This is a genomic window from uncultured Rhodococcus sp. (assembly GCF_963525155.1).
GTDB classification, from domain to species: domain Bacteria; phylum Actinomycetota; class Actinomycetes; order Mycobacteriales; family Mycobacteriaceae; genus Rhodococcus_F; species Rhodococcus_F qingshengii.
In genome coordinates, this window is sequence record NZ_CAURKP010000021.1 from 31681 (window position 1) to 51452 (window position 19772).

Genomic DNA, 19772 nt, shown 5'->3' on the forward strand with positions numbered 1-19772 from the left:
TCGAACCTGGCGCCGAAAGGCGCCGATCATTCAAAAGTATTAATTTCCAAGATATTTCGGCGAAAATCGCATCGAAAAGGGATGCTTCCCATGTCTCCGATCTTCCGGTTGCGGATCGGCGCCGTGAGGCTACTCCTTAGAGTTGGACACTTGTTTTTGACAGGTGAACACGTTCTAGTTAATATGACCTGAGTCACAAGCTGTCGGGGGCTGGACTATGAGAACAGACAGTACTGCGGCAACCAAGGACGAGGAGGGCGAATGGTAGACCTCGTCGAGGTGCCATTACGAGCGGTCGGTGGCTTCTTTCAGATGTCCGCCCAAACCTTGAGGGCAGTCTTCTCCCGCCCTTTCCAGCGGCAAGAGTTCATCGATCAGGCCTGGTTCGTGGCCCGAGTCTCGATGGTGCCGACGGTGCTGGTCGCAATCCCGTTCACGGTGCTGGTCAGCTTCACCATCAACATTCTCTTGCGCGAGATCGGTGCAGCCGACCTCAGTGGTGCCGGAGCTGCCCTCGGCACCGTCACGCAGGTCGGCCCCATCGTCACCGTGCTGATCGTCGCCGGCGCCGGCGCAACCGCCATCTGCGCGGATCTTTCGGCCCGAACCATCCGCGAAGAGATCGACGCCATGAAGGTGCTCGGGATCAATCCCATCCACCGGTTGGTCGTTCCCCGAGTGCTCGCGTCGACGGGTGTGGCGCTGCTCCTCAACGGACTGGTCTGCACCATCGGCATCCTCGGCGGTTTCGTCTTCTCCGTGTTCATCCAGGACGTGAACCCCGGCGCCTTCGTCAACGGCATCACACTGCTCACCGGATTCGGTGAGCTCATGCTCTCCATGGTCAAAGCAGGGCTGTTCGGCATGATCGCCGGCCTGGTTGCGGCCTACCTCGGACTCAACGTCAAAGGCGGCGCCAAGAGCGTCGGTGACGCGGTCAACCAGACCGTCGTGTTCGCGTTCATGGCGCTCTTCGTCGTCAACGTGCTCATCACGACCATCGGTATCAAGTTGACGGCCGGATGAGGCCCACGGCAGTCGGAGAGATCGAAGTGGACAGAACGACAAACGACAGACGGGAGGAGATCTGATGGCGTTGGCCGCAGCGGGACGCTTCCCGCGCACACGTCGACAGATCGGCTCGATCTCTCGCAGTATCGACAGCATCGGTGATCAAGCGCTGTTCTTCGCGAAGGCTCTCGGTCACGCTCCCAAGGCGCTGATGCGCTATCCACGTGAAACTCTGCGACTGATCGCCGAGATCAGCATGGGCACCGGTGCGCTCGCCGTCATCGGTGGCACCGTCGTGATCGTCGGATTCCTGACACTGTTCACCGGTGGCACCATCGCCGTTCAGGGCTACAGCTCGCTGGGCAACATCGGCGTCGAAGCACTGACGGGCTTCTTCGCCGCCTTCATCAACGTTCGCATCGCAGCGCCGGTCATCGCCGGAATCGGCCTCGCCGCGACCATCGGCGCCGGCTCCACCGCGCAGCTCGGTGCGATGCGCGTCTCCGAAGAGATCGACGCGCTGGAGACGATGGCGATCCCGTCGATTCCGTATCTGGTCAGCACCCGCGTCATGGCCGGCATGATCGCGATCATCCCGCTGTACTCACTGGCGGTGATCGCGTCGTTCGTCGCCAGCCGCTTTGCGACGGTGTTCCTCTACAACCAGTCCGGCGGCGTGTACGACCACTACTTCACGACCTTCCTGATACCCACGGACATACTGTGGTCGTTCGCCCAGGCGATAGTCATGGCGCTGGCCGTCATGCTCATCCACACCTACTACGGCTTCAACGCAACCGGTGGCCCGGTCGGCGTCGGTGTCGCGGTGGGTAACGCAGTGCGCGCCTCGTTGATCGCGGTCGTCACGGTCACCCTGCTCATCTCACTCGCCATCTACGGCGGGTCCGGCAACTTCAACCTGTCGGGATAGGCGGGCAAGCGATGACCGTACCCAGATGGCACAAGAAGTTGGCCGCAGCCGGCCTGGTCCTCGGACTCGTGGCGATCGTCGCCGTTGCTCTCACCATGTTCTCGGGTGGGTTCACCAAGAGCACGCCCATCACCGTGACGTCCACGCGTGCCGGCCTCGTCATGGAACCCAATGCCAAGGTGAAGTTGCGCGGAGTGCAGGTCGGCCGCGTCGAGTCGATCTCACTCGTCGGGGACCAGGCAAACCTGAAGTTGGCGATGGACCCGGGCCAGATGTCGAAGATTCCGTCGAATGCCCGGGTGGAGATCAAGACCACCACGGTGTTCGGTGCGAAGTACGTCAACATCGTGATCCCCGACGATCCGTCGACCCAGCCGATCCAGGAGGGTGCTGTCATCGCTTCGGACAGCGTCACCGTCGAGTTCAACAGTGTCTTCGAACATCTTTCGGACGTGCTCGCGAAGATCGAACCGGAAAAGCTCAACGCCACACTCGGCGCGATCTCCACCGCACTCAACGGGCGCGGCAAGTCGCTGGGTGAGGTTCTCGAGCTCGGTGACACCTATCTGAAGAAGATGAATCCGGTTCTACCGCAGCTCCAGGAAGACTTGGTCGGCGCCGCCGATGTCACCAATCTGTACGCCGACGTGGCACCGGATCTGATGCGCATCCTCGACAATGCCACCGCGACAAGCGGATCGATCGTGGCCGAGCAGGCAAACCTCGACTTGCTGTTGCTCAACGTCACCGGCCTCGCGGACACCGGCAACGCGTTGTTGACCGACAACGAGCAGAACCTGACCACCGCCCTCGACACTCTGACCGCGACGACGACCCTGCTCGACAAGTACTCGTCGGGTCTGACGTGCTTCATCGTCGGATTGAACGACGGTCGGATCAAGTTCGAGCCACTGGCAGGCACCGGGGACAAAGCGGCGCTGATGCTGAGTGCGAGCTTCATGTACGGCGCCGAGGCGTACCAGAACCCGCAATCTCTCCCCAAGGTCGCGGCCTCCGGTGGACCCAATTGTTACGGTCTGCCCGAATTCGATCCGAAGGTCGACGGGCATGCCCCGTTCGCAGTCACCAACACCGGCAACGTGCCTTTCGTTCCCAACACCGAACTGCGCGTCACCGTGCCGACCATTTTCCAGTATCTCTTCGGTGACTCCTACGAGCAGGAAGACGGGAAGTGATGAGACCGACCACGGTCAAGCTGCTGATTTTCACCGTCGTCATGGCGGTCATCTTCGCCGGACTGGCGATCGTCTTCAGTCAGGTGCGCTTCAGCAGCAGCAACGGATTTCACGCCACCTTCTCGGACGTCTCGGGACTCAAGTCCGGCGACAAGGTCCGGATCGCCGGTGTTCCGGTCGGGTCGGTCACCGGAGTGTCCATCGGTGACTCCAACCAGGCCGAGGTCGAGTTCGACGTCGACACCAAGTACTCGCTTATGAAGAGCACCAAAGCGACTGTGCGCTACGAGAACCTGGTGGGCGATCGCTACATGGAACTGCTCGAGGGCGCCGGTTCCACCGAGACGCTTCCGTCGGGAGGATCCATTCCGGTCGATCAGACGTCGCCCGCGCTCGATCTGGATCTGCTGCTCGGCGGATTCAAGCCGCTGCTTCGTTCGCTCGACCCGCAGCAGGTCAACGACCTCTCCGGGGCACTGCTGCAGGTACTCCAGGGCCAGGGCGGAACGCTGGTTTCGTTGCTGGGAAACACCAGTTCGTTCACCAGCACGTTGGCGGACCGAGACCAGCTGATCGGGGACGTCATCACCAATCTCAACGACGTACTCGGCACCATCAACGACAAGGGCGATCAGTTCTCCACCACGATCGATCAGCTCCAGCAGTTGGTCAGTGGATTGGCGAAGGACAGTGGCCCGATCGGCAACTCGATCACCGAGATCGCCGGTGCCACGGGAGATCTCGCGTCGTTGCTGCAGGCGACACGTCCGGACATCCAGACGCTGATCGGGGAGACCAACCGAACGATGACGCAGCTGGACCTGGGCAAGGACGACATCAATACCGCTCTCGGTCGTCTGCCGTCCGACTACCGGAAGCTGATCCGAGTGGGCACGTACGGAGCGTTCTTCCAGTTCTATCTGTGCGCCAACACTTTCAAGTTCTCCGGACCTGACGGAACGACGATCATCTTGCCCACGGCAGTGCAGGACACGGGAAGGTGCGCAAAAGTCTCATGACCCCTACCCGTGAACGCAATCCGGTACAGATCGGTGTCATCGGTCTCGTCCTGGCGGTGGCAACCGTGGGTGCCGCGCTTCAATACGATCAACTCCAGTTCATCAACGGCGGCATTCGCTACTCGGCGTACTTCCAGGATGCCGGCGGCCTGGTCACCGGCGACGACGTCACCATGGCCGGCGTGAAGGTCGGCAAGGTCAGCGACGTCGAACTCGACGACCAGAAGGTGCTGGTCACCTTCACCGTTCAGGATGGTGTCGCCCTGGGCGAGCAGACCGCGGCCGACATCAAGACCAACACGGTTCTCGGCCGAAAGTCGTTGGCGGTAAGGCCGGAAGGATCCGGACTGTTGCGGACGGACACGCCGATTCCGGTCGAACGCACCAACTCCCCGTACTCGCTCAACGACGCTCTGGGTGACCTCGGGACAACGGTGTCCGAACTCGACACGGAACAGATCAACGATTCGCTCAATGCGATCTCGGACACCCTCGCCGATACTCCGCCAGAGCTTCGCACCGCATTGGACGGAATGACGCGGCTTTCGCAGAGCATCAACTCACGCGACGAGAGCCTGCTCCAATTGCTCTCGCGGGCCGAAGATGTCACCAAGATCCTCTCCGACAGAAGCGGTCAGATCGATTCGTTGCTGGTCGACGGCAACAAGTTGTTTGCCGAACTGAGCTTGCGGCGTGACGCGATCAGCGAACTGATCGTCAACACCGGCGCAGTCTCACGTCAACTGTCAGCGCTGGTGCAGGAGAACGAGGCTCAGATGGGGCCGACCCTCGAGAAGCTGAATTCGGTCGCCGAGGTTCTCCAGCAGAACAAGGACAACATCGCGGGAGCGCTCGACGGACTCGGACCGTACATCACCGCGCTCGGTGAGACCGTGGCCAGCGGCCCGTTCTTCGACGCCTTCATCATCAACATTCTGCCGAGCAACTGGTGGAAGACCCTGGTGGACACCAGCGTCGCGCCCGAGCAGGTTCCGGGCGACCTGGAAGACTTCTTCCCCGGTATTCCACCGACGATCAGGGGGCCGGGAGAATGACCGAGACCATGACTTCACAGGATCCACAGGGCTCCACCAACCCACGCAAGAAGTGGGTGCTGATCGGAGCGGGTGTGCTGGTCGCTCTGCTCGTCGCCGGTGCGGCCTACCTCTTCATCCCTGGCCTGGGCAAGACCAAGATCTCCGCGCACTTCGTCTCGACGACAGGTCTCTACGAGGGCGACGTCGTGCGAGTGCTCGGTGTCAACGTCGGCAAGGTGACGAAGATCGAACCGCGTGATCGGGACACGTACGTCGAGATGAAGATCGACTCGAGCGTCGACGTTCCGGCAGATGCCAAGGCGCTCATCGTTGCTCAAAGCCTCGTGTCCGCACGCTTCGTGCAATTGACCCCCGTGTACTCCGGCGGGGAACAGATGCCCAACGGCGGCGAGATCCCGATCGAGCGCACCGCCGTTCCGGTGGAGTGGGACGAGATCAAGACCGAACTGACCAAACTGTCGGACGCACTCGGACCGGAGGGTCTGGACGATCAGGGTTCCCTCGGTCGATTCATCGACACCGTGGGAACGAACCTCGACGGTAACGGTGAGTCGATTCGGTCGACGCTGCGCGAACTCTCGGCCACGATGCACACGCTGTCCGAAGGCCGGACCGATTTGTTCTCCACCATTCGGAACCTGCAGGCGTTTGTCACTGCGTTGTCCTCGAGCAACGAGCAGATCGTGCAGTTCAGCGGTCACCTCGCTTCGGTGACAAGCGTTCTCGCAAGCAGCTCCGACGAGTTGGGTACAGCCCTCAGTGATCTCGACCTGGCCGTCGGCGACGTCCAGCGGTTCGTCAAGGACAACAGCGAGGGACTGAGCGAATCGGTTGCGCGTCTCGCCGATGCCACTCAGGTACTGACTGACAAGCGCCCGGAGATCGAGCAGGTTCTGCACTCCGGACCGACGTCGCTTGCCAACTTCTATCAGATCTACAAGCCGGCTCAGGGCAGTATGACCGGCGCAATTGCACTGAGTAACTTCAAGAATCCGATCCAGTGGATCTGTGGTTCCATCGAAGGTATCGAGAGTGGTAATTCCCAGAACAGTGCCGACCTGTGTAAGCAGTACCTCGGGCCGGTGCTCAGCACCATGATCGGCAACTACCCCGGATTCCTGTTCAACCCGGTTGCGGGCGTGCAGGCTTTCCCGGATCAGATCGTCTACACCGAGCCGGGATTGGAAGCGGCAAGTCAGAATCAGCCGGAAACCGTCGCAGGACCGATGTCGGGTGCTCCCATGACGAGTGTTCCCAAGGATCTCGCCGAACTCTTCAACATGGGCGGAGGGAACTGATGCGGGTAGCTCGCAAGACCACGGTTGCCGTGTTGGCCACGGCAGTGGCTCTCGGCGCCAGCGGTTGTGAATGGAACGGTCTCAACTCGGTGCCGATGCCAGGCACTCAAGGCCGGGGCGAAGGCGCATACGAGGTTCAGATCGAGATGCCGAACGTGACTACGCTGTCGCAGAATTCGCCCGTCCGGGTGGATGACGTGGCAGTGGGAAGCGTTTCGAACATCGAGGTTCAAGGCTGGCACGCTCTGGTGACGGTGTCGCTGAATCCCGAGGTTCAGTTGCCGGCCAACGCGACGGCAAAAATCGGTCAGACCAGCTTGCTCGGCTCTCAGCACATCGAGTTGGCGCCGCCGGTAGGGGAGGAGCCCGAGGGCCGACTCGAAGCCGGTGACCTGATTCCGATCGAGCGGGCGGGCGCTTACCCGACGACGGAACAGACGCTGTCGTCGCTGTCGGTGGTACTGAACGGCGGCGGTCTCGCTCAGGTTCAGGACATCACGAAGGAACTCAACGCCGCTCTCGGTGGGCGTGAAGATTCGGTTCGCGACCTCCTGCCTCAGCTCGATCAGCTGGTCGGCAGTCTGGACAAGCAACGGGGCGACATCGTTTCGGCGATGGAGGGACTCGATCGACTGTCCTCGACGGTCCAGGCCCAGCACGACACCCTGAACAAAGCACTCGAAGGTATTCCGCCGGCACTCGAGGTTCTTGTCGCTCAGCGTCAGGAGATCACCAACGCCTTGACCTCCCTCGGTGGTCTCAGCGAGGTGGCCAGTCGCGTCATCCAGGAGAGCGGTGACGATTTCGCGACCAACGTTCGCGCGCTGTCGCCGACTCTGAAAGCGTTGGCGGATTCGGGCAACGCTCTCACGCAGGTTCTCGGAGTCCTCTTGACGTTCCCGTTCCCACAGAACGGAATCGACAACGTCATTCGCGGTGACTACGCCAACCTGGCCATGACCATCGACATCTCGCTGCCCCGACTGGACGCGAACTTCCTCACCGGAACTCCGTTGGCCGGAACGCTCTCCGGACCGGAAGGCGTGTTGGGTAAGCAGGCTGGGCTGGCCGGACAGACAGGCAACCCGTTGAGCGATCCGCTCAAGCCTGCCGCACCGCCCGCACAGGCCCCTGCCGGACAGGCTCCCGCAGGACAGGCTCCGGCAGCGGATCCGAATACCATTCAGATTCCGGGACTTCCGCCGATCAACATTCCAGGACTTCCTCAGGGGGCACCGGCACCATGATGCTCACAAAGTTCGTCCGTATCCAGCTCACCATCTTCGCCGTCTTGACGGTCGTCGGTTTGATCGTGATGGCCACTCAGTACGTGCGTGTTCCCGCTATGGTCGGTATCGGCCGATACGACGTCACCGTCGAATTGCCCGCCACCGGTGGGCTGTACAAGAACTCGAACGTCACCTACCGCGGTCAGACCATCGGCGTCGTGAACGCGGTGGAGTTGTCGGAAACGGGCGTGAATGCGCGTCTGTCTCTCGAGAGCGGCGTCAAGGTGCCCTCGGACGTCGACGCTGCGGTCAAGAGTGTGTCGGCGATCGGCGAGCAGTTCGTCGATCTGATTCCGCACACCGACAGCTCCGGAGCGATCGTGGTCGACGGGCATCTGGAAAACGGATCGGTGATTCCCGAAGACCGAACCAGCATTCCCCAGGATGTCGGCGCGATGCTCGATCAGGCAGATCTGTTGCTGCAGAGCATTTCCGACACCAAGCTCAAGACCGTCATCGACGAATCCTTCAAGGCGTTCAACGGTGCCGGCCCGGATCTGCAGAAGCTGATCGACTCGGCTCGGCTGTTCGTCGAAGAGGCGAACAACAACTCCGACGCGACCAAGACCCTGATCGAGCAGGCCGGTCCACTCCTGGACACCCAGGTGGTCAGCAGCGACGCCATCCGTTCCTGGACAAGCAATCTGGTGACGTTCACCGATCAGCTCCGAGCCAGCGACCCTGATCTGCGTGCCGTCATCCAGAAGGGGCCGGCGGCAGCGGCGGAGGCGAATGCTCTTCTGCAAGACATGCAGCCGACATTGCCGATTCTTCTGGCGAACCTCGTTTCCGTCGGACAGGTCGGCGTGATCTACAACAACGCGATCGAGCAGATTCTGGTCATCTATCCGCCGCTGGCCGCAGCGCTGGTCACGGTGGCAGGCTCCGGCCCGGCTGCGGATGGTGCACTGGTGGACTTCCACATGGAGGTCAACGACCCGCCGCCGTGCACTACAGGATTCCTGCCCGCAGAGCAGTGGCGCAGTCCGAAGGACGAATCACCGATCGAGACGCCGTCGGATCTCTTCTGCCAGGTTGCTCAGGATTCGCCGATCGCCGTGCGCGGCGCGAGAAACCTTCCCTGCGAGGAGTATCCGGGACGTCGTGCGCCGACGGTCGAACAGTGCCGTTCCGGCTACGTACCGATGGGCACGAACCCGCAATCCGGGCCTCCGGAACCGATTACCGCGACCCCGAGCTCGTACACGTCGACGCCTTCGGTCTCGGCTCGTCGGTACGATCCGATTACAGGCACGTACATCGGGCCGGACGGAAGGACGTACTCGCAACCGAACCTCGGTGGCGGCGACGTCAGTCTCGAACAGTTCATGAAGGGTCAGCAGGGTTGATGACAGACGAAGATCCACAGGCCGGGCAGCGGGTGCGCCGTCGCGCGTCCCGCAGCGCCGGACCCACGGGTGCGGATGCAGACGCTGCCGCGGTAGTAGTGCCCACCGAAAAGAAGTCGGCCGAACAGAAGCCAGCCGAGCAGAAGGCGGCTGAGCAGAAGGTGGCTGAGCAGAAGGCGGCGGCGCCAGTTGCTTTGGGCAAGCCCGATACTCCACCTGAGAAGGTCGTCAGCGGTGATCAGGTCACGACCGAGGCCGAGCCGATCGGTACCGCCGAAACCCCCGCAGAAACTGCTGTGGACACCCCTGTTCGTTCGAAGCCCAAGGCCGGGTTGGTAGTCGGGATCGCCATTGCTTCGGTGATCGCTGTTGCTCTTGCGGCCCTGACGGTGTTTCTTCTCGTCGACCGGAACAAGGCGTCCAATGCCGACGAGGACCGAGCCCGCTACGTGGCCGGTGCCCGGACCACCGCACTGAATCTGACGACACTGCACGCGGATACAGCGGCTGCCGACCTCGACAAGTTCCTCGCCGGCACCACCGACGAGTTCAAGTCGCAGTTCGACGGACGCAAGGATTCGTTTGTCAACGTCCTCGGGCAGGCCGGAGTTCAGACCGACGGCGAGGTGCTCGAAGCCGGGTTCGAGAAATCCGACGGCGATTGCGGGACTTCATTGGTCGCGGTGCGCGCGATGCAGAAGAACGGCGACGAAGCGCCCGCCGAACGCAACTACCGACTCCGAATCACCATGTGCGACGTCGACGGGCAGTTGCTTGCCTCGAATGTGGAGTTTGTGCCATGACCCCAGAAGTAATCCCCGAGACGTCCAAGCCCAAGCGCGTCTCACCGCTCGCCATCGTTCTGTGCGTCATCAGTGCAGTGGCCATCGCGTTGGCGGCAGTGTCGGCGTATCTCTACTTCGGTCCGGGTGGAACGCGTGACATCACGGCGATCGATCAGACCAGAGACGAAGTGGCACAGGCCTCTTCCGATCAGGCGGTTGCGATGTTCCAGTACGACTACAACAACGTCGATCAGCAGTTGCACGCGGCCACAGACGGTTTGACGGGCGATTTCCAGGGCACGTTCACCAACCTGATCGAATCGGTGATCATTCCGGGAGCCAAGGAAAAGTCGCTGACCGTTCAGGTAGTCGTCCAGGGCGCCGCGGTTCTCGACGCCGAGGCGGACAGCGCGACGACGATGCTGTTCCTCAATCAGATCACCACGTCTTCGGAATCGCCCGAAGCCGTTGCCAGTGGCAGTCGCGTGAAGATGAGTCTGGAGAAGCAGGACGGGCGTTGGCTCGTGAACAACGTCCAACCCTTCTGATCAAACACACGAAGGCTGGAGTCGGGTACGAAAGAGGCTGGGGCCGCGGAGATTCACTCTCCGCGGCCTCAGCCTTTGTGCACTGTCCTCAGTGGTCTTGTGCTTCGGCCGGGGCGATCAGCGCCGGGCCTGCGGCACCGCCGTGTGCGAGCGCGTCGAGGAACGAGCGCGCCCAGCGGTCGACGTCGTGCGTCAGGACCTGACGACGTAGCGCACGCATGTGGCGCCGGCCGTCCTCGCGCGGTTGATTGAGGGCCTTCTCCATCGAATCCTTGACGTCGTCGAGGTCGTGGGGATTGCACAGAAATGCCTGGCGGAGTTCTGCTGCGGCACCGGTGAATTCGCTGAGCAGCAATGCACCACCCAGATCGCTGCGGCAGGCGACGTACTCCTTGGCGACGAGGTTCATGCCGTCACGCAGCGGCGTGACGAGCATGAGATCGGCGGCGACGAAGAACGCGACCAGTTCGTCGCGTGGGATCGGCCGATGGATGTAATGGACGACGGGGCGGCCGACTTCGCTGAACTCGCCGTTGATCCGGGAGACCTTCTGCTCGATGTCTCCGCGCATCTGTACGTAGCTTTCGACGCGTTCGCGGCTCGGGGTCGCCAGCTGCACCATGACGGTGTCGGCGGGGTCGATGCGCTTCTCCATGAGAAGTTCGTGGAGCGCAGCGAGCCTGACGTCGATGCCTTTGGTGTAGTCGAGGCGGTCGACGCCAAGCATGATGTGCTTGGGGTTTCCGAGTTCTTTGCGAATCTGCTTGGCGCGGTCTCGAATTGCCTTGGTACGCGAGAGCTCGTCGAGCTTGCCGGAGTCGATGGAGATAGGGAAGGCGCCGACGCGGACGCTACGGAAACCTACTTGCACCACACCGAGTTTGGAGCGGACGCCGACGGTTCCACGTGAAGTCTGTTGCCCGGCAAGGCGTCTGGCCAGGTACAGGAAGTTCTGTGCGCCACCCGGAAGGTGGAAGCCGATGAGGTCGGCGCCGAGGAGGCCTTCGACGATCTCGGTGCGCCACGGCATCTGCATGAACAGCTCGACCGGGGGAAACGGAATGTGCAGGAAGAAGCCGATGGTCAGGTCGGGGCGCAGCATCCGCAGCATCTTCGGTACCAACTGCAGCTGGTAGTCCTGGATCCAGACTGTCGCGCCCTGTGCCGCTGCCTTGGAGGTGGCTTCGGCGAATCGCCGGTTCACCTCGACGTAGGCGTTCCACCATTCGCGGTGGTACTCGGGTTTGACGATGACGTCGTGATAGAGCGGCCAGAGGGTGGCGTTGGAGAATCCCTCGTAGTACTCGTTGATCTCCTCGGCGCTCAGCGGCACGGGGTAGAGCTCGAGTCCGTCTTCGACGATGGGGTCGAGCTCGGCGTCCGCCACCCCCACCCAGCCCACCCACGCGCCCTGATTGCTGCGCAGGATCGGCTCGAGAGCGGTGACCAGTCCGCCGGGGCTTCGCTTCCAGCGGGTGGTGCCGTCGGGAAGCCGTTCCAAGTCGACGGGCAGGCGGTTCGCTACGACAACGAACTCAGCCTGCCCGGACACGGCTTCACCGGTCGAAGAAGCAGGTGCGCTGTCAGAAAGGGTTGAACTGGTCGAATCCGGACTGACAGGCACGTGGTTCCTTCTCGGTCGGTGAGGGAAAGATTCAGTCGAGCTTGGCGGCGGGGGAGATACCGAGCATCGAGAGCAGCATCCTGCACTCGTCGGCATCTTCCGCGTAGGCAGCGACGACGCGCTGTGCCTGACGAGCAGTTTCGTCCGCAACGGGCTCGAGGTCCTCGTCCGCGATCTCGGTTTCGACGGTCGTGTTCTCAGCCATCATGTTCCTCTCGTGCTTGCCTGCACGGCGCAAGCAATGGTTCTTACTCGCGACTCTATGAGAACTGGGCGTGTCGACGCTAGTTGCTCATGTATTAGGGTCGACTTACTTATCTCTGTACTCAACTTTATCGCTTCCATCGATGCTTGGAGTTCCATGAGTTCGACCCCCTCGAGTGTGACCGTCGACTCGGACGAGCCGGATAGTGGCAATCACAGCGGTGCTGCGATTTTGCGACGTGTCCTCGTCCGTAACCGTGGCCCGCTCGCCATCGGCACGGTTCTGGTCTGTCTGCACCAACTGACCGAGACGGCGGTGCCGATCTCCATCGGTGTGATCATCGACCGTGCGGTGGAGACTTCGGACACCACGGCCCTGATCGTCTCCATCGTCGGTCTCGCGGCTCTCTTTCTCGTTCTGACGGCCGCGTGGCGTTTCGGCGCACGCTTCATCGTCACCGCGATGCAGCAGGAGGCTCATCGCCTCCGGCTCGAGGTGGCGCACCGCGTCCTCGATCCGCGTGGGGTGCGCACCGATCTGCGTTCGGGTGAATTGCTGACAGTCTCGACATCCGATGCCGAGCAGACCTCGTGGATCGCGGACATCGTCCCGCGCGCCGCTGCGGCCCTGACAGCTGCGGTGGCGTCGGCGGTGGCGTTGGTGTGGATCGACCTCTGGCTGGGGCTGGCCGTTCTGATCGGAACGCCGGTCATTCTCGGTCTGCTGCAGTTGGCGGCGCCTCTCATCACGTCGAGGGCCACCGGTCAGCAGGCGTCGATCGCTCGGGCGTCGGCGATGGCTACGGATCTGGTCAGCGGATTGCGTCCGCTGCGCGGTATCGGCGGCGAGAAGACCGCGTCGGCGCGCTACCGCACGGTCAGCCGTCAAGCGCTCGCATCGACGATCGGCACGGCCAAGGCGACCGGTATCTACACCGGCGTTGCCGCGACCATCAGTGCGTTGCTCGCGGTCGGTGTTGCGGGCTTCGCGGGATACTTCGCGTTGCAGGGCCGGATCACGGTCGGTGAACTGATCACCGTGGTGGGGCTTGCGCAGTTCATCATCGAACCGCTCGGATTGCTTGCGTCCATTCCCGGATACTTCGCGGTGGCGCGAGCGTCGTCGGATCGACTGGCACTGGTCTTGGACGCGGAGCCACTGCGTGGCGCGGGTTCGCAGACCGAACTCGAAGGCACCGACCTGACTCTCGACAGAGTCGAGTACAAGTCACTCAAGGGCATCGACCTGCATCTGCCTGCCGGAGAACTGCTGGGCGTCGTGGCTTACCAGCCGCAGGACGCCGACGCTCTTGTCGCGGTCCTGTCCGGTCAGCTGGCGCAGGACGCGTATCGCGGAGTGGTGAGGGTTGGCGGAATCAGCCTGTCCGACATGGACTTGCGATTGGCACGTCGGACGGTGTTGGTGGAGCCGCACATCACCGATCTGTTCTCCGGGTCGCTTGCGTCGAACGTCACTGCGGGCGCCGGTGATGCCGCTGCTCTCGACATCCAGAGCGCTCTGGTGGCGTCGGCAGCGGCGGATGTCGTCGACGCACATCCGGACGGTCTCGACCTCGAAGTGACCGATCGGGGCGCCAGTTTGTCGGGAGGCCAGCGGCAACGCGTCGCCCTCGCGCGCGCCTTGGTGGCACAGGCACCCGTGATGGTCCTGCACGATCCGACGACGGCGGTGGACGCGGTTACCGAGGCATCGATCGCCGAAGGAATCGCAGAACTGCGGCACGAGGGTGCCGGTGGCATCCACACGACGGTATTGATCACCAGCAGCCCCGCCTTGCTGGCCGTGACGGATCGGGTGATCGTGTTGAGCGACGGAGTGATCGCCTCGACGGGCACACATTCCGAACTCTCTCGCGGCGACGCGAACTACCGAGGAGCGGTGCTGCGGTGACGGCCACGGACATGACAACCGAAATGCCGGCCGGGGAGAACGCAGAGAAGGTGACAGAGCGCGAGTTGTTGCCGATCGCGAGTGGTCGCCAGACCTGGAAGTGGTTGCGGGCAGCGCTGGCCGAACACCGGATGCAGAGCCTGCTGGTCCTGATCGTCGCGGCTTCGGCGTCGGCGATGGCCTTGGTGCCGATTTACGTCTTCGGTGTCCTGGTCGACCGGGTCCGGGACAACGCGCCCACGTCGACGATCGTCGGGGTGGTCGTGATCATCGCCGCTGCCGCAATCGTGGGCGGTGTGTTCACCGGTGTGGCTGCCTATCTGATCAAGCGGCTCGGTGAGACGATCCTGGCGGATCTGCGAGAGCGGACCGTGGACCGGGCACTGCGCCTGCCGATCCAGACCGTCGAGAAGGTCGGCAAGGGCGATCTGCTCTCACGAGTCGGTGACGACGTGTCGGTGATCGCCAAGGCCGTGTCCGACGTGGTTCCCGGCATGATCGCGGCGGTTCTGCTCGTGGCTCTGAGCATGGTGACCATGCTCGGACTCGACTGGCGACTCGGTCTGGCCGGAATGGTCGCGCTGCCGATGTACGCGCTGGCGCTCAAGTGGTACCTGCCACGATCGGCTCCCGTTTACGCTGCCGAGCGGGTAGCGATGGGCGCTCGTTCACAAGCGCTGATCAGCAGTCTCCAGGGTGCGAAGACGGTCCGCGCGTACAGCCTCGAGAAGGAACACCTCGGGCAGATCGATGCGGCGTCGGCAAAAGCGCGCGATCTGGCAGTCGGAGTGTTCGGCCTGTTCACGAGGTTCGCCGGTCGAGGTAACCGCGCCGAATTCGTGGGCCTGTCCATGATTCTCGTCGTCGGATTCCTGCTGGTCCGTGAGGACGTCGTGACAGTCGGCCAGACGACGACTGCTGCCCTGCTGTTCCACCGCCTGTTCAACCCGATCGGCTCACTGCTCTACACCTTCGACGAAGTGCAGTCGGCCGGCGCCAGCCTCGCGCGACTGGTCGGCGTCGTCGAGATCGAGGAAACCGAGCCTTCGACGGATGCAGGTCCCGTTCCGGCTGACGGTTCGCTGCGTCTGGACGACGTTCGGCACAGCTACGACGGTGGTCATGAGGTTCTCCACGGAGTGAGCCTCACACTGCGAGCGGGGGAGCGCGTGGCGCTCGTCGGTTCGACCGGAGCCGGAAAAACGACGCTCGCGGCGATCGCTGCCGGTTCGATCACTCCGACGTCGGGGCGGGTGTCGATCGGCGGTGTCCCGCTTGCCGACCTCGATGACCTACGACGCCACATCGCGATCGTGAGCCAGGAGGTTCATGTCTTTGCCGGGCCCCTGATCGAGGATCTGAGGTTGGCCGCTCCCGAATCCTCGGACGAGGACGTTGCCGCGGCACTGCGGACGGTCGGTGCGTACGAGTGGGTGGAGGCTCTCGACGAGGGAATGCTGACCGTCGTGGGCGAAGGCGGGCACGAGATGACAGCGGCGCAGGCGCAGCAGTTGGCTTTGGCGAGACTGGTGTTGGCCGATCCCGCCGTCGCCGTACTGGACGAGGCAACAGCGGAGGCGGGCAGCGCCGGAGCGCGGGAACTGGAAGCGACTGCCGACGCCGCTACGGAGGGCCGCACCACTCTGGTTGTCGCACACCGGCTTACCCAGGCCGCGGGCGCCGACCGAGTGATCGTGCTCGAACACGGTCAGATCGTAGAAGAAGGCCCGCACCGCGAACTGGTGTCCGCGGGCGGGCGTTACGCGCAGCTGTGGGCGGCCTGGGAAGGTCGCGACTGAGGGGTTTGTTCAGACGATCAGGTGAGGTACCCGCCGCCGTGGGGGAAGAACTCGGCGGCGGTGTACTCGCTGCCGTCGTCGAGTCGGACGCGCTCGATCCGCAGTCCCTTGTTCTTGCCCGACCACGCGTCGGGGCCCGCGACGATCACCATGCCGTCGTCTTCCTGGATGAACACTCGGCCGGGGGTTCCGCCGTAGTGCCCGCGTGAGACGGACGCCTTCAGGATGCGGATGCGCTGGCCCTTGAACTCGGCGAAAGCGTTGGGGTACGGATCGGACTGTGCCCGGACGAAACGCTCGATGACCTCGGCGGGCCAGGACCAGTCGACGTGGCTGTCCTGCGGTGCACGCTTGTGGAAGAACGTGGCCTGCGATCGGTCCTGCGGCGTCCAGTCGGTACGGCCGGACGCGATCAGATCCAGGGCGTCGAGTGTGATGGGGCCGATCATGTCGATCGTGCGGTGGAACAGATCGGTGACGGTGTCGGTCGGGCCGACCGTCGTCGATCGCTGCAGCACGATGTCGCCCGCATCGAGTTCCTCGTCCATCAGGTGCGCCGTGAGGCCGACTTCTTCCTCGCCGTTGATCAGAGCCCAGATGAGCGGGGAGAAGCCCGTGTACTTGGGCAGCAGCGAATCGTGGATGTTGAGGGTGCCGTACTTGGGTGCGTCGAAGACCTCCGCCGGCAGCCAGGTACGCCAGTTGTTGGCGACGATGATGTCGGGAGCCGCTTCGGCCAGCGCGGCTTTGAAGGCGTCGTCAGGCTTGTTCGCCACGTGAACGGGTACACCGTTCTCGGCCGCCAGATCTGCAACCGAGTCCGCCCACATCTGTTCGTAGACGTGTTCGCTCTTCGGGTGTGTGATTGCCAGCACGACCTCGTGATCGGAGTCGATCAAGGCCTGCAGGGTACGGTGGCCCCAGGTTTGGTATCCGAGCGTAGCGACTCTCAACGGGGGTCCTCCTGGACGAGCATGGGCTGGGGTTGCGGTCACACGACCGCCCATCAGCTTAGGCTATCCAACCAAAATTGTTGATCACACGTACGAGGAGGAAGGCTGACATGACGGTCGCCACAATCAACGGAATCCCCATCAATTACCAGGTCAAGGGTGATGGAGATCTGGTGGTGCTCATCATGGGGACCGGCAGCCCCGGCCGCGTCTGGGATCTGCACCAGACCCCGGCGCTGGTGGCCGCCGGCTACCGAGTCTGCACCTTCGACAACCGCGGAATCGCACCGTCCGGCGAGAGCCTCGGCGGCATCACGATGCCCGACATGGTCGCAGACACCGCCGGACTGATCGAGCACCTCGGTGGCGGTCCGGCCCATGTCATCGGCACCTCGATGGGCGCCCGGGTGGCGCAGGAACTGACGCTCGCCAGGCCCGATCTGGTTCGCAAAGCAGTGTTCCTCGCCGGCCACGCCCGGATGGATCATTTCCAGCAGGTCCTGACCGAGGGCGAGCGCCAGTTGTTCGACAGTGGCGTCGCTCTGCCGGCCAAGTACCGTGCCGCAGTGACCGCGGTGATGAACCTTTCGCCGGCCACGCTGGCAGACGATCACTCGGCGCGCGACTGGATGGATATCTTCGAGTTCACCGGCGGCGCAACGTCACCGGGTGTTCGCGCACAGCTCGGTATGGACCGCGCCTTCGATCGACGGGGTGCGTACAAGTCGATCATGCGCCCGTGCCTGTCCGTCGCTTTCGCCGACGACCGCATGATCCCGCCCTACCTCTCCCGCGAGGTGGCGGACTGCATCGCTACGGCGTCGTACGAAGAGATTCCCGACGCCGGGCACTACGGCTACCTCGAGCGTCCGGAGGCCGTGAACAAGGTGCTGATCGACTTCCTGGCGAAGTAGTTCTTTCGCACGCGAGGAAGGGTCTGACCCGCTACCTGCGGGTCAGACCCTTCTCATGTTTCAGGCCAGTGCCAGGAACAGCTTCTCGAGTTCGGCCTCGGTCATCGGTTCCTGACCTTCCACGCTGTCACCGCTCAGGCATTCACGCAGCCCGGAAGCGACGATCTTGAACCCTGCTCGGTCCAGCGCCTTGGACACGGCGGCGAGTTGCGTGACGACGTCCTTGCAGTCGCGGCCGTTCTCGATCATCGAGATGACCCCGGCAAGTTGGCCGTGGGCACGACGCAGTCTGTTCAATACGAGCGCAATGCTCTCTTCGTCGCCGGTCATGGTGGCCCCTTCTCGAGTGTTCGTGCTGCGGTCAAGGGTACCCCTGGGGGCATGTCACTGCTTGATTCAGTGTTTGATCCGGCTGCGGTGTCAGATCAGCGAGTCGACGGCCGCGCGCAACTTGACGGCTGCGTCGGCTGCCACGGACTCGAGGCCGGGTTCGCCGGAAACCTGAACCATGAGAGCAGGATTCATCGCTTCGACGAAGAACGAATTCTCGGTAGTCGTATCTTCGCGGACGACGACGTTACACGGCAGTAGGAGGCCGATCTGACGATCCACCGAAACTGCCCGATGGGCCAACGGCGGGTTACAGGCACCCAGGATCAGGTACTTTTCCATGTCCTCGTCCAGCTTCGCCTTGAGTGTTGCCTGCATGTCGATCTCGGTCAGGATGCCGAAGCCCTGCTCGGCGAGAGCGCCACGCGTGCGGGTGACGACGTCGTCGAAGGTTCCGGTGACCTTGGTTGCGATCGCTATCGGTTCTGTGGGTGTTGTCATTGCGCGCTCCTCGTCGTTGGCTGTCACTGTCGCCGGCTTTGATTTCTCTTGTCTCCATCATACCCCTGGGGGTATCAGTAGGACAGTGATGTCGGGTACACGATCAGCCATGAGAGAAGCTGATGTTCGGCAGGACGCGACGCAGCCATGCCGGCGCCCACCAGGCTGCCCGGCCGGTGAGGCGTAGGAGAACGGGCAGCAGCACCAAGCGGACGAGCACTGCGTCCAGGAGGACAGCTACGCCGAGAATGATGCCCATTTCCTTGGGTGGCAAGGGATCTGCGAGCGCAAAAGTGAAGAAGACCGCAACCATCACCGCTGCTGCCGCCGCAATGACCCGACCTGAATGCGCGAGGCCGTCGATGTGTGCGATCGCGGGGTCGCCTGTGCGTTCGTAGTGCTCCTTGGCACTCGAAAGCAGGAATACGGTGTAGTCCATCGCGATCGCAAAGATCATGGCGAAGAAGAAGACCGGACCCCACCCGTTGAGAAACCCCTGGGGATCGAAGCCGAGTAGGCCTGCTCCGTGGCCGTCCTGGAAGATCAGCTTCGCTATGCCGAATGCGGCCCCAGTGGACAGCAGGCTGACCAGCGTGCCGATCAAGGCGATCAAAGGCGCCTGGAGGGCGATCAGCAGCAACAGGAATCCGAGCGTCAGAATCACGACCACGACGATGGGAAGGTAGTCGTCGAGTGCCTGCTGAAGGTCGAGATTTTCGGCCGGAGCGCCGCCGACGAGCGCCGATTCCGGCAGTTGCGACCGAAGGTCGGCAAGGATGGTTTCCATCGCAGGATCTGACGGGTCGACGGTGGGAACTGCTTGCAGCATAACAAGATCGGACCCATCGGCAGCTTGTTTCGCTGGGGTGACCATGGCCACGCCGTCAACGCTCATGGCAATACGTGAGGTGTCGGCTGCATCGTCGGCGGACGTGACGATCTGCAACATCCCCGGGGCGCCGTCCCCGAATTGCTGCTGCACCAGTTCATAGCCCTGGCGAACCGGGGCGTCCTCGGGAACCACGGCGATGGAGGGCATTGCCACCTTCAG

Annotated in this window: 19 protein-coding genes; 13 read left to right on the forward strand and 6 right to left on the reverse strand. The window is 62.9% G+C overall.

The window, feature by feature from the left end; translation table 11 throughout:
- The first annotated feature begins 261 nt into the window (after positions 1-261).
- The 10 genes from RWT78_RS07485 to RWT78_RS07530 all read left to right on the forward strand — a co-directional run bounded on the left by RWT78_RS07485 (position 262) and on the right by RWT78_RS07530 (position 10484).
- On the forward strand, positions 262-1026 hold the full coding sequence (locus RWT78_RS07485; RefSeq protein WP_003945687.1) for an ABC transporter permease: 765 nt from the start codon (positions 262-264) through the stop codon (positions 1024-1026).
- Between the two features lie 64 nt (positions 1027-1090).
- Complete coding sequence (locus tag RWT78_RS07490) at positions 1091-1942, forward strand: ABC transporter permease (protein WP_003945759.1); 852 nt, start codon at positions 1091-1093, stop codon at positions 1940-1942.
- 11 nt (positions 1943-1953) lie between these two features.
- Positions 1954-3138, forward strand: a complete 1185-nt coding sequence (locus RWT78_RS07495; protein WP_314675023.1) for an MCE family protein — start codon at positions 1954-1956, stop codon at positions 3136-3138.
- A complete protein-coding gene (locus RWT78_RS07500; protein WP_314675044.1) occupies positions 3138-4157 on the forward strand; it encodes an MCE family protein in 1020 nt (339 codons plus the stop codon). Before RWT78_RS07495 ends, RWT78_RS07500 begins: the two co-directional genes overlap by 1 nt.
- Positions 4154-5212, forward strand: coding sequence for an MCE family protein (locus RWT78_RS07505; RefSeq protein ID WP_003945728.1), 1059 nt, complete (start codon positions 4154-4156; stop codon positions 5210-5212). Before RWT78_RS07500 ends, RWT78_RS07505 begins: the two co-directional genes overlap by 4 nt.
- The gene (locus RWT78_RS07510; protein WP_007734341.1) at positions 5209-6513 is read left to right on the forward strand and encodes an MCE family protein; all 1305 of its coding nucleotides are present in this window, start codon (positions 5209-5211) and stop codon (positions 6511-6513) included. Before RWT78_RS07505 ends, RWT78_RS07510 begins: the two co-directional genes overlap by 4 nt.
- Complete coding sequence (locus tag RWT78_RS07515) at positions 6513-7760, forward strand: MCE family protein (protein ID WP_314675025.1); 1248 nt, start codon at positions 6513-6515, stop codon at positions 7758-7760. Before RWT78_RS07510 ends, RWT78_RS07515 begins: the two co-directional genes overlap by 1 nt.
- Entirely contained in the window at positions 7757-9151 is a 1395-nt protein-coding gene (locus RWT78_RS07520) for an MCE family protein (RefSeq protein WP_019747002.1), read from the forward strand. The genes RWT78_RS07515 and RWT78_RS07520 overlap by 4 nt, the downstream gene beginning before the upstream one ends.
- The gene (locus RWT78_RS07525; protein WP_314675028.1) at positions 9151-9954 is read left to right on the forward strand and encodes a hypothetical protein; all 804 of its coding nucleotides are present in this window, start codon (positions 9151-9153) and stop codon (positions 9952-9954) included. Before RWT78_RS07520 ends, RWT78_RS07525 begins: the two co-directional genes overlap by 1 nt.
- Complete coding sequence (locus tag RWT78_RS07530; protein WP_314675030.1) at positions 9951-10484, forward strand: twin-arginine translocation pathway signal; 534 nt, start codon at positions 9951-9953, stop codon at positions 10482-10484. The genes RWT78_RS07525 and RWT78_RS07530 overlap by 4 nt, the downstream gene beginning before the upstream one ends.
- Before the next feature lie 88 nt (positions 10485-10572).
- Here the strand turns inward: RWT78_RS07530 and RWT78_RS07535 are convergent, their stop codons facing one another.
- Entirely contained in the window at positions 10573-12036 is a 1464-nt protein-coding gene (locus RWT78_RS07535; protein WP_314675032.1) for a trehalose-6-phosphate synthase, read from the reverse strand.
- A 103-nt stretch (positions 12037-12139) separates the two neighbouring features.
- Positions 12140-12313 carry a hypothetical protein gene (locus RWT78_RS07540; protein ID WP_164490548.1) on the reverse strand — a complete coding sequence of 58 codons (174 nt, stop codon included), beginning with the start codon at positions 12311-12313 and terminating at the stop codon, positions 12140-12142.
- Between the two features lie 156 nt (positions 12314-12469).
- Between RWT78_RS07540 and RWT78_RS07545 the strand changes: the two genes are divergently transcribed.
- Positions 12470-14224 (forward strand): ABC transporter ATP-binding protein, encoded by a 1755-nt coding sequence (locus RWT78_RS07545; protein WP_314675036.1) that lies wholly within the window; start codon positions 12470-12472, stop codon positions 14222-14224.
- Positions 14225-14235: 11 nt separating this feature from the next.
- Positions 14236-16023: an ABC transporter ATP-binding protein gene (locus tag RWT78_RS07550; RefSeq protein WP_399551483.1), complete on the forward strand. Its 1788-nt coding sequence runs from the start codon at positions 14236-14238 to the stop codon at positions 16021-16023.
- 17 nt (positions 16024-16040) lie between these two features.
- On the opposite strand, the gene RWT78_RS07555 is transcribed toward RWT78_RS07550, so the two are convergent.
- On the reverse strand, positions 16041-16976 hold the full coding sequence (locus tag RWT78_RS07555) for a methionyl-tRNA formyltransferase (protein ID WP_007734348.1): 936 nt from the start codon (positions 16974-16976) through the stop codon (positions 16041-16043).
- Between the two features lie 110 nt (positions 16977-17086).
- Here RWT78_RS07555 and RWT78_RS07560 point away from each other — a divergent pair, with 110 nt between their 5' ends.
- Positions 17087-17890 (forward strand): alpha/beta fold hydrolase, encoded by an 804-nt coding sequence (locus RWT78_RS07560; RefSeq protein ID WP_003945829.1) that lies wholly within the window; start codon positions 17087-17089, stop codon positions 17888-17890.
- A gap of 60 nt (positions 17891-17950) precedes the next feature.
- Here the strand turns inward: RWT78_RS07560 and RWT78_RS07565 are convergent, their stop codons facing one another.
- The 3 genes from RWT78_RS07565 to RWT78_RS07575 all read right to left on the reverse strand — a co-directional run.
- Positions 17951-18220 carry a metal-sensitive transcriptional regulator gene (locus tag RWT78_RS07565; protein ID WP_314675039.1) on the reverse strand — a complete coding sequence of 90 codons (270 nt, stop codon included), beginning with the start codon at positions 18218-18220 and terminating at the stop codon, positions 17951-17953.
- A gap of 90 nt (positions 18221-18310) precedes the next feature.
- Positions 18311-18721: a DUF302 domain-containing protein gene (locus RWT78_RS07570; protein ID WP_003945447.1), complete on the reverse strand. Its 411-nt coding sequence runs from the start codon at positions 18719-18721 to the stop codon at positions 18311-18313.
- A gap of 103 nt (positions 18722-18824) precedes the next feature.
- Positions 18825-19772: MMPL family transporter (locus tag RWT78_RS07575; RefSeq protein WP_314675041.1), on the reverse strand; the 948-nt coding region annotated here is incomplete at its 5' end.

Excerpts from the sequence above, each read along its gene's own strand:
- RWT78_RS07550 (WP_399551483.1), top strand. The coding sequence starts at position 14,236 with ATGACAACCGAAATGCCGGCCGGGGAGAACGCAGAGAAGGTGACAGAG.
- RWT78_RS07505 (WP_003945728.1), top strand. The coding sequence starts at position 4,154 with ATGACCCCTACCCGTGAACGCAATCCGGTACAGATCGGTGTCATCGGT.
- RWT78_RS07540 (WP_164490548.1), bottom strand. The coding sequence starts at position 12,313 with ATGGCTGAGAACACGACCGTCGAAACCGAGATCGCGGACGAGGACCTC.
- RWT78_RS07490 (WP_003945759.1), top strand. The coding sequence starts at position 1,091 with ATGGCGTTGGCCGCAGCGGGACGCTTCCCGCGCACACGTCGACAGATC.
- RWT78_RS07500 (WP_314675044.1), top strand. The coding sequence starts at position 3,138 with ATGAGACCGACCACGGTCAAGCTGCTGATTTTCACCGTCGTCATGGCG.
- RWT78_RS07495 (WP_314675023.1), top strand. The coding sequence starts at position 1,954 with ATGACCGTACCCAGATGGCACAAGAAGTTGGCCGCAGCCGGCCTGGTC.
- RWT78_RS07485 (WP_003945687.1), top strand. The coding sequence starts at position 262 with ATGGTAGACCTCGTCGAGGTGCCATTACGAGCGGTCGGTGGCTTCTTT.
- RWT78_RS07565 (WP_314675039.1), bottom strand. The coding sequence starts at position 18,220 with ATGACCGGCGACGAAGAGAGCATTGCGCTCGTATTGAACAGACTGCGT.
- RWT78_RS07515 (WP_314675025.1), top strand. The coding sequence starts at position 6,513 with ATGCGGGTAGCTCGCAAGACCACGGTTGCCGTGTTGGCCACGGCAGTG.
- RWT78_RS07570 (WP_003945447.1), bottom strand. The coding sequence starts at position 18,721 with ATGACAACACCCACAGAACCGATAGCGATCGCAACCAAGGTCACCGGA.
- RWT78_RS07525 (WP_314675028.1), top strand. The coding sequence starts at position 9,151 with ATGACAGACGAAGATCCACAGGCCGGGCAGCGGGTGCGCCGTCGCGCG.
- RWT78_RS07510 (WP_007734341.1), top strand. The coding sequence starts at position 5,209 with ATGACCGAGACCATGACTTCACAGGATCCACAGGGCTCCACCAACCCA.
- RWT78_RS07545 (WP_314675036.1), top strand. The coding sequence starts at position 12,470 with ATGAGTTCGACCCCCTCGAGTGTGACCGTCGACTCGGACGAGCCGGAT.
- RWT78_RS07520 (WP_019747002.1), top strand. The coding sequence starts at position 7,757 with ATGATGCTCACAAAGTTCGTCCGTATCCAGCTCACCATCTTCGCCGTC.
- RWT78_RS07560 (WP_003945829.1), top strand. The coding sequence starts at position 17,087 with ATGACGGTCGCCACAATCAACGGAATCCCCATCAATTACCAGGTCAAG.
- RWT78_RS07530 (WP_314675030.1), top strand. The coding sequence starts at position 9,951 with ATGACCCCAGAAGTAATCCCCGAGACGTCCAAGCCCAAGCGCGTCTCA.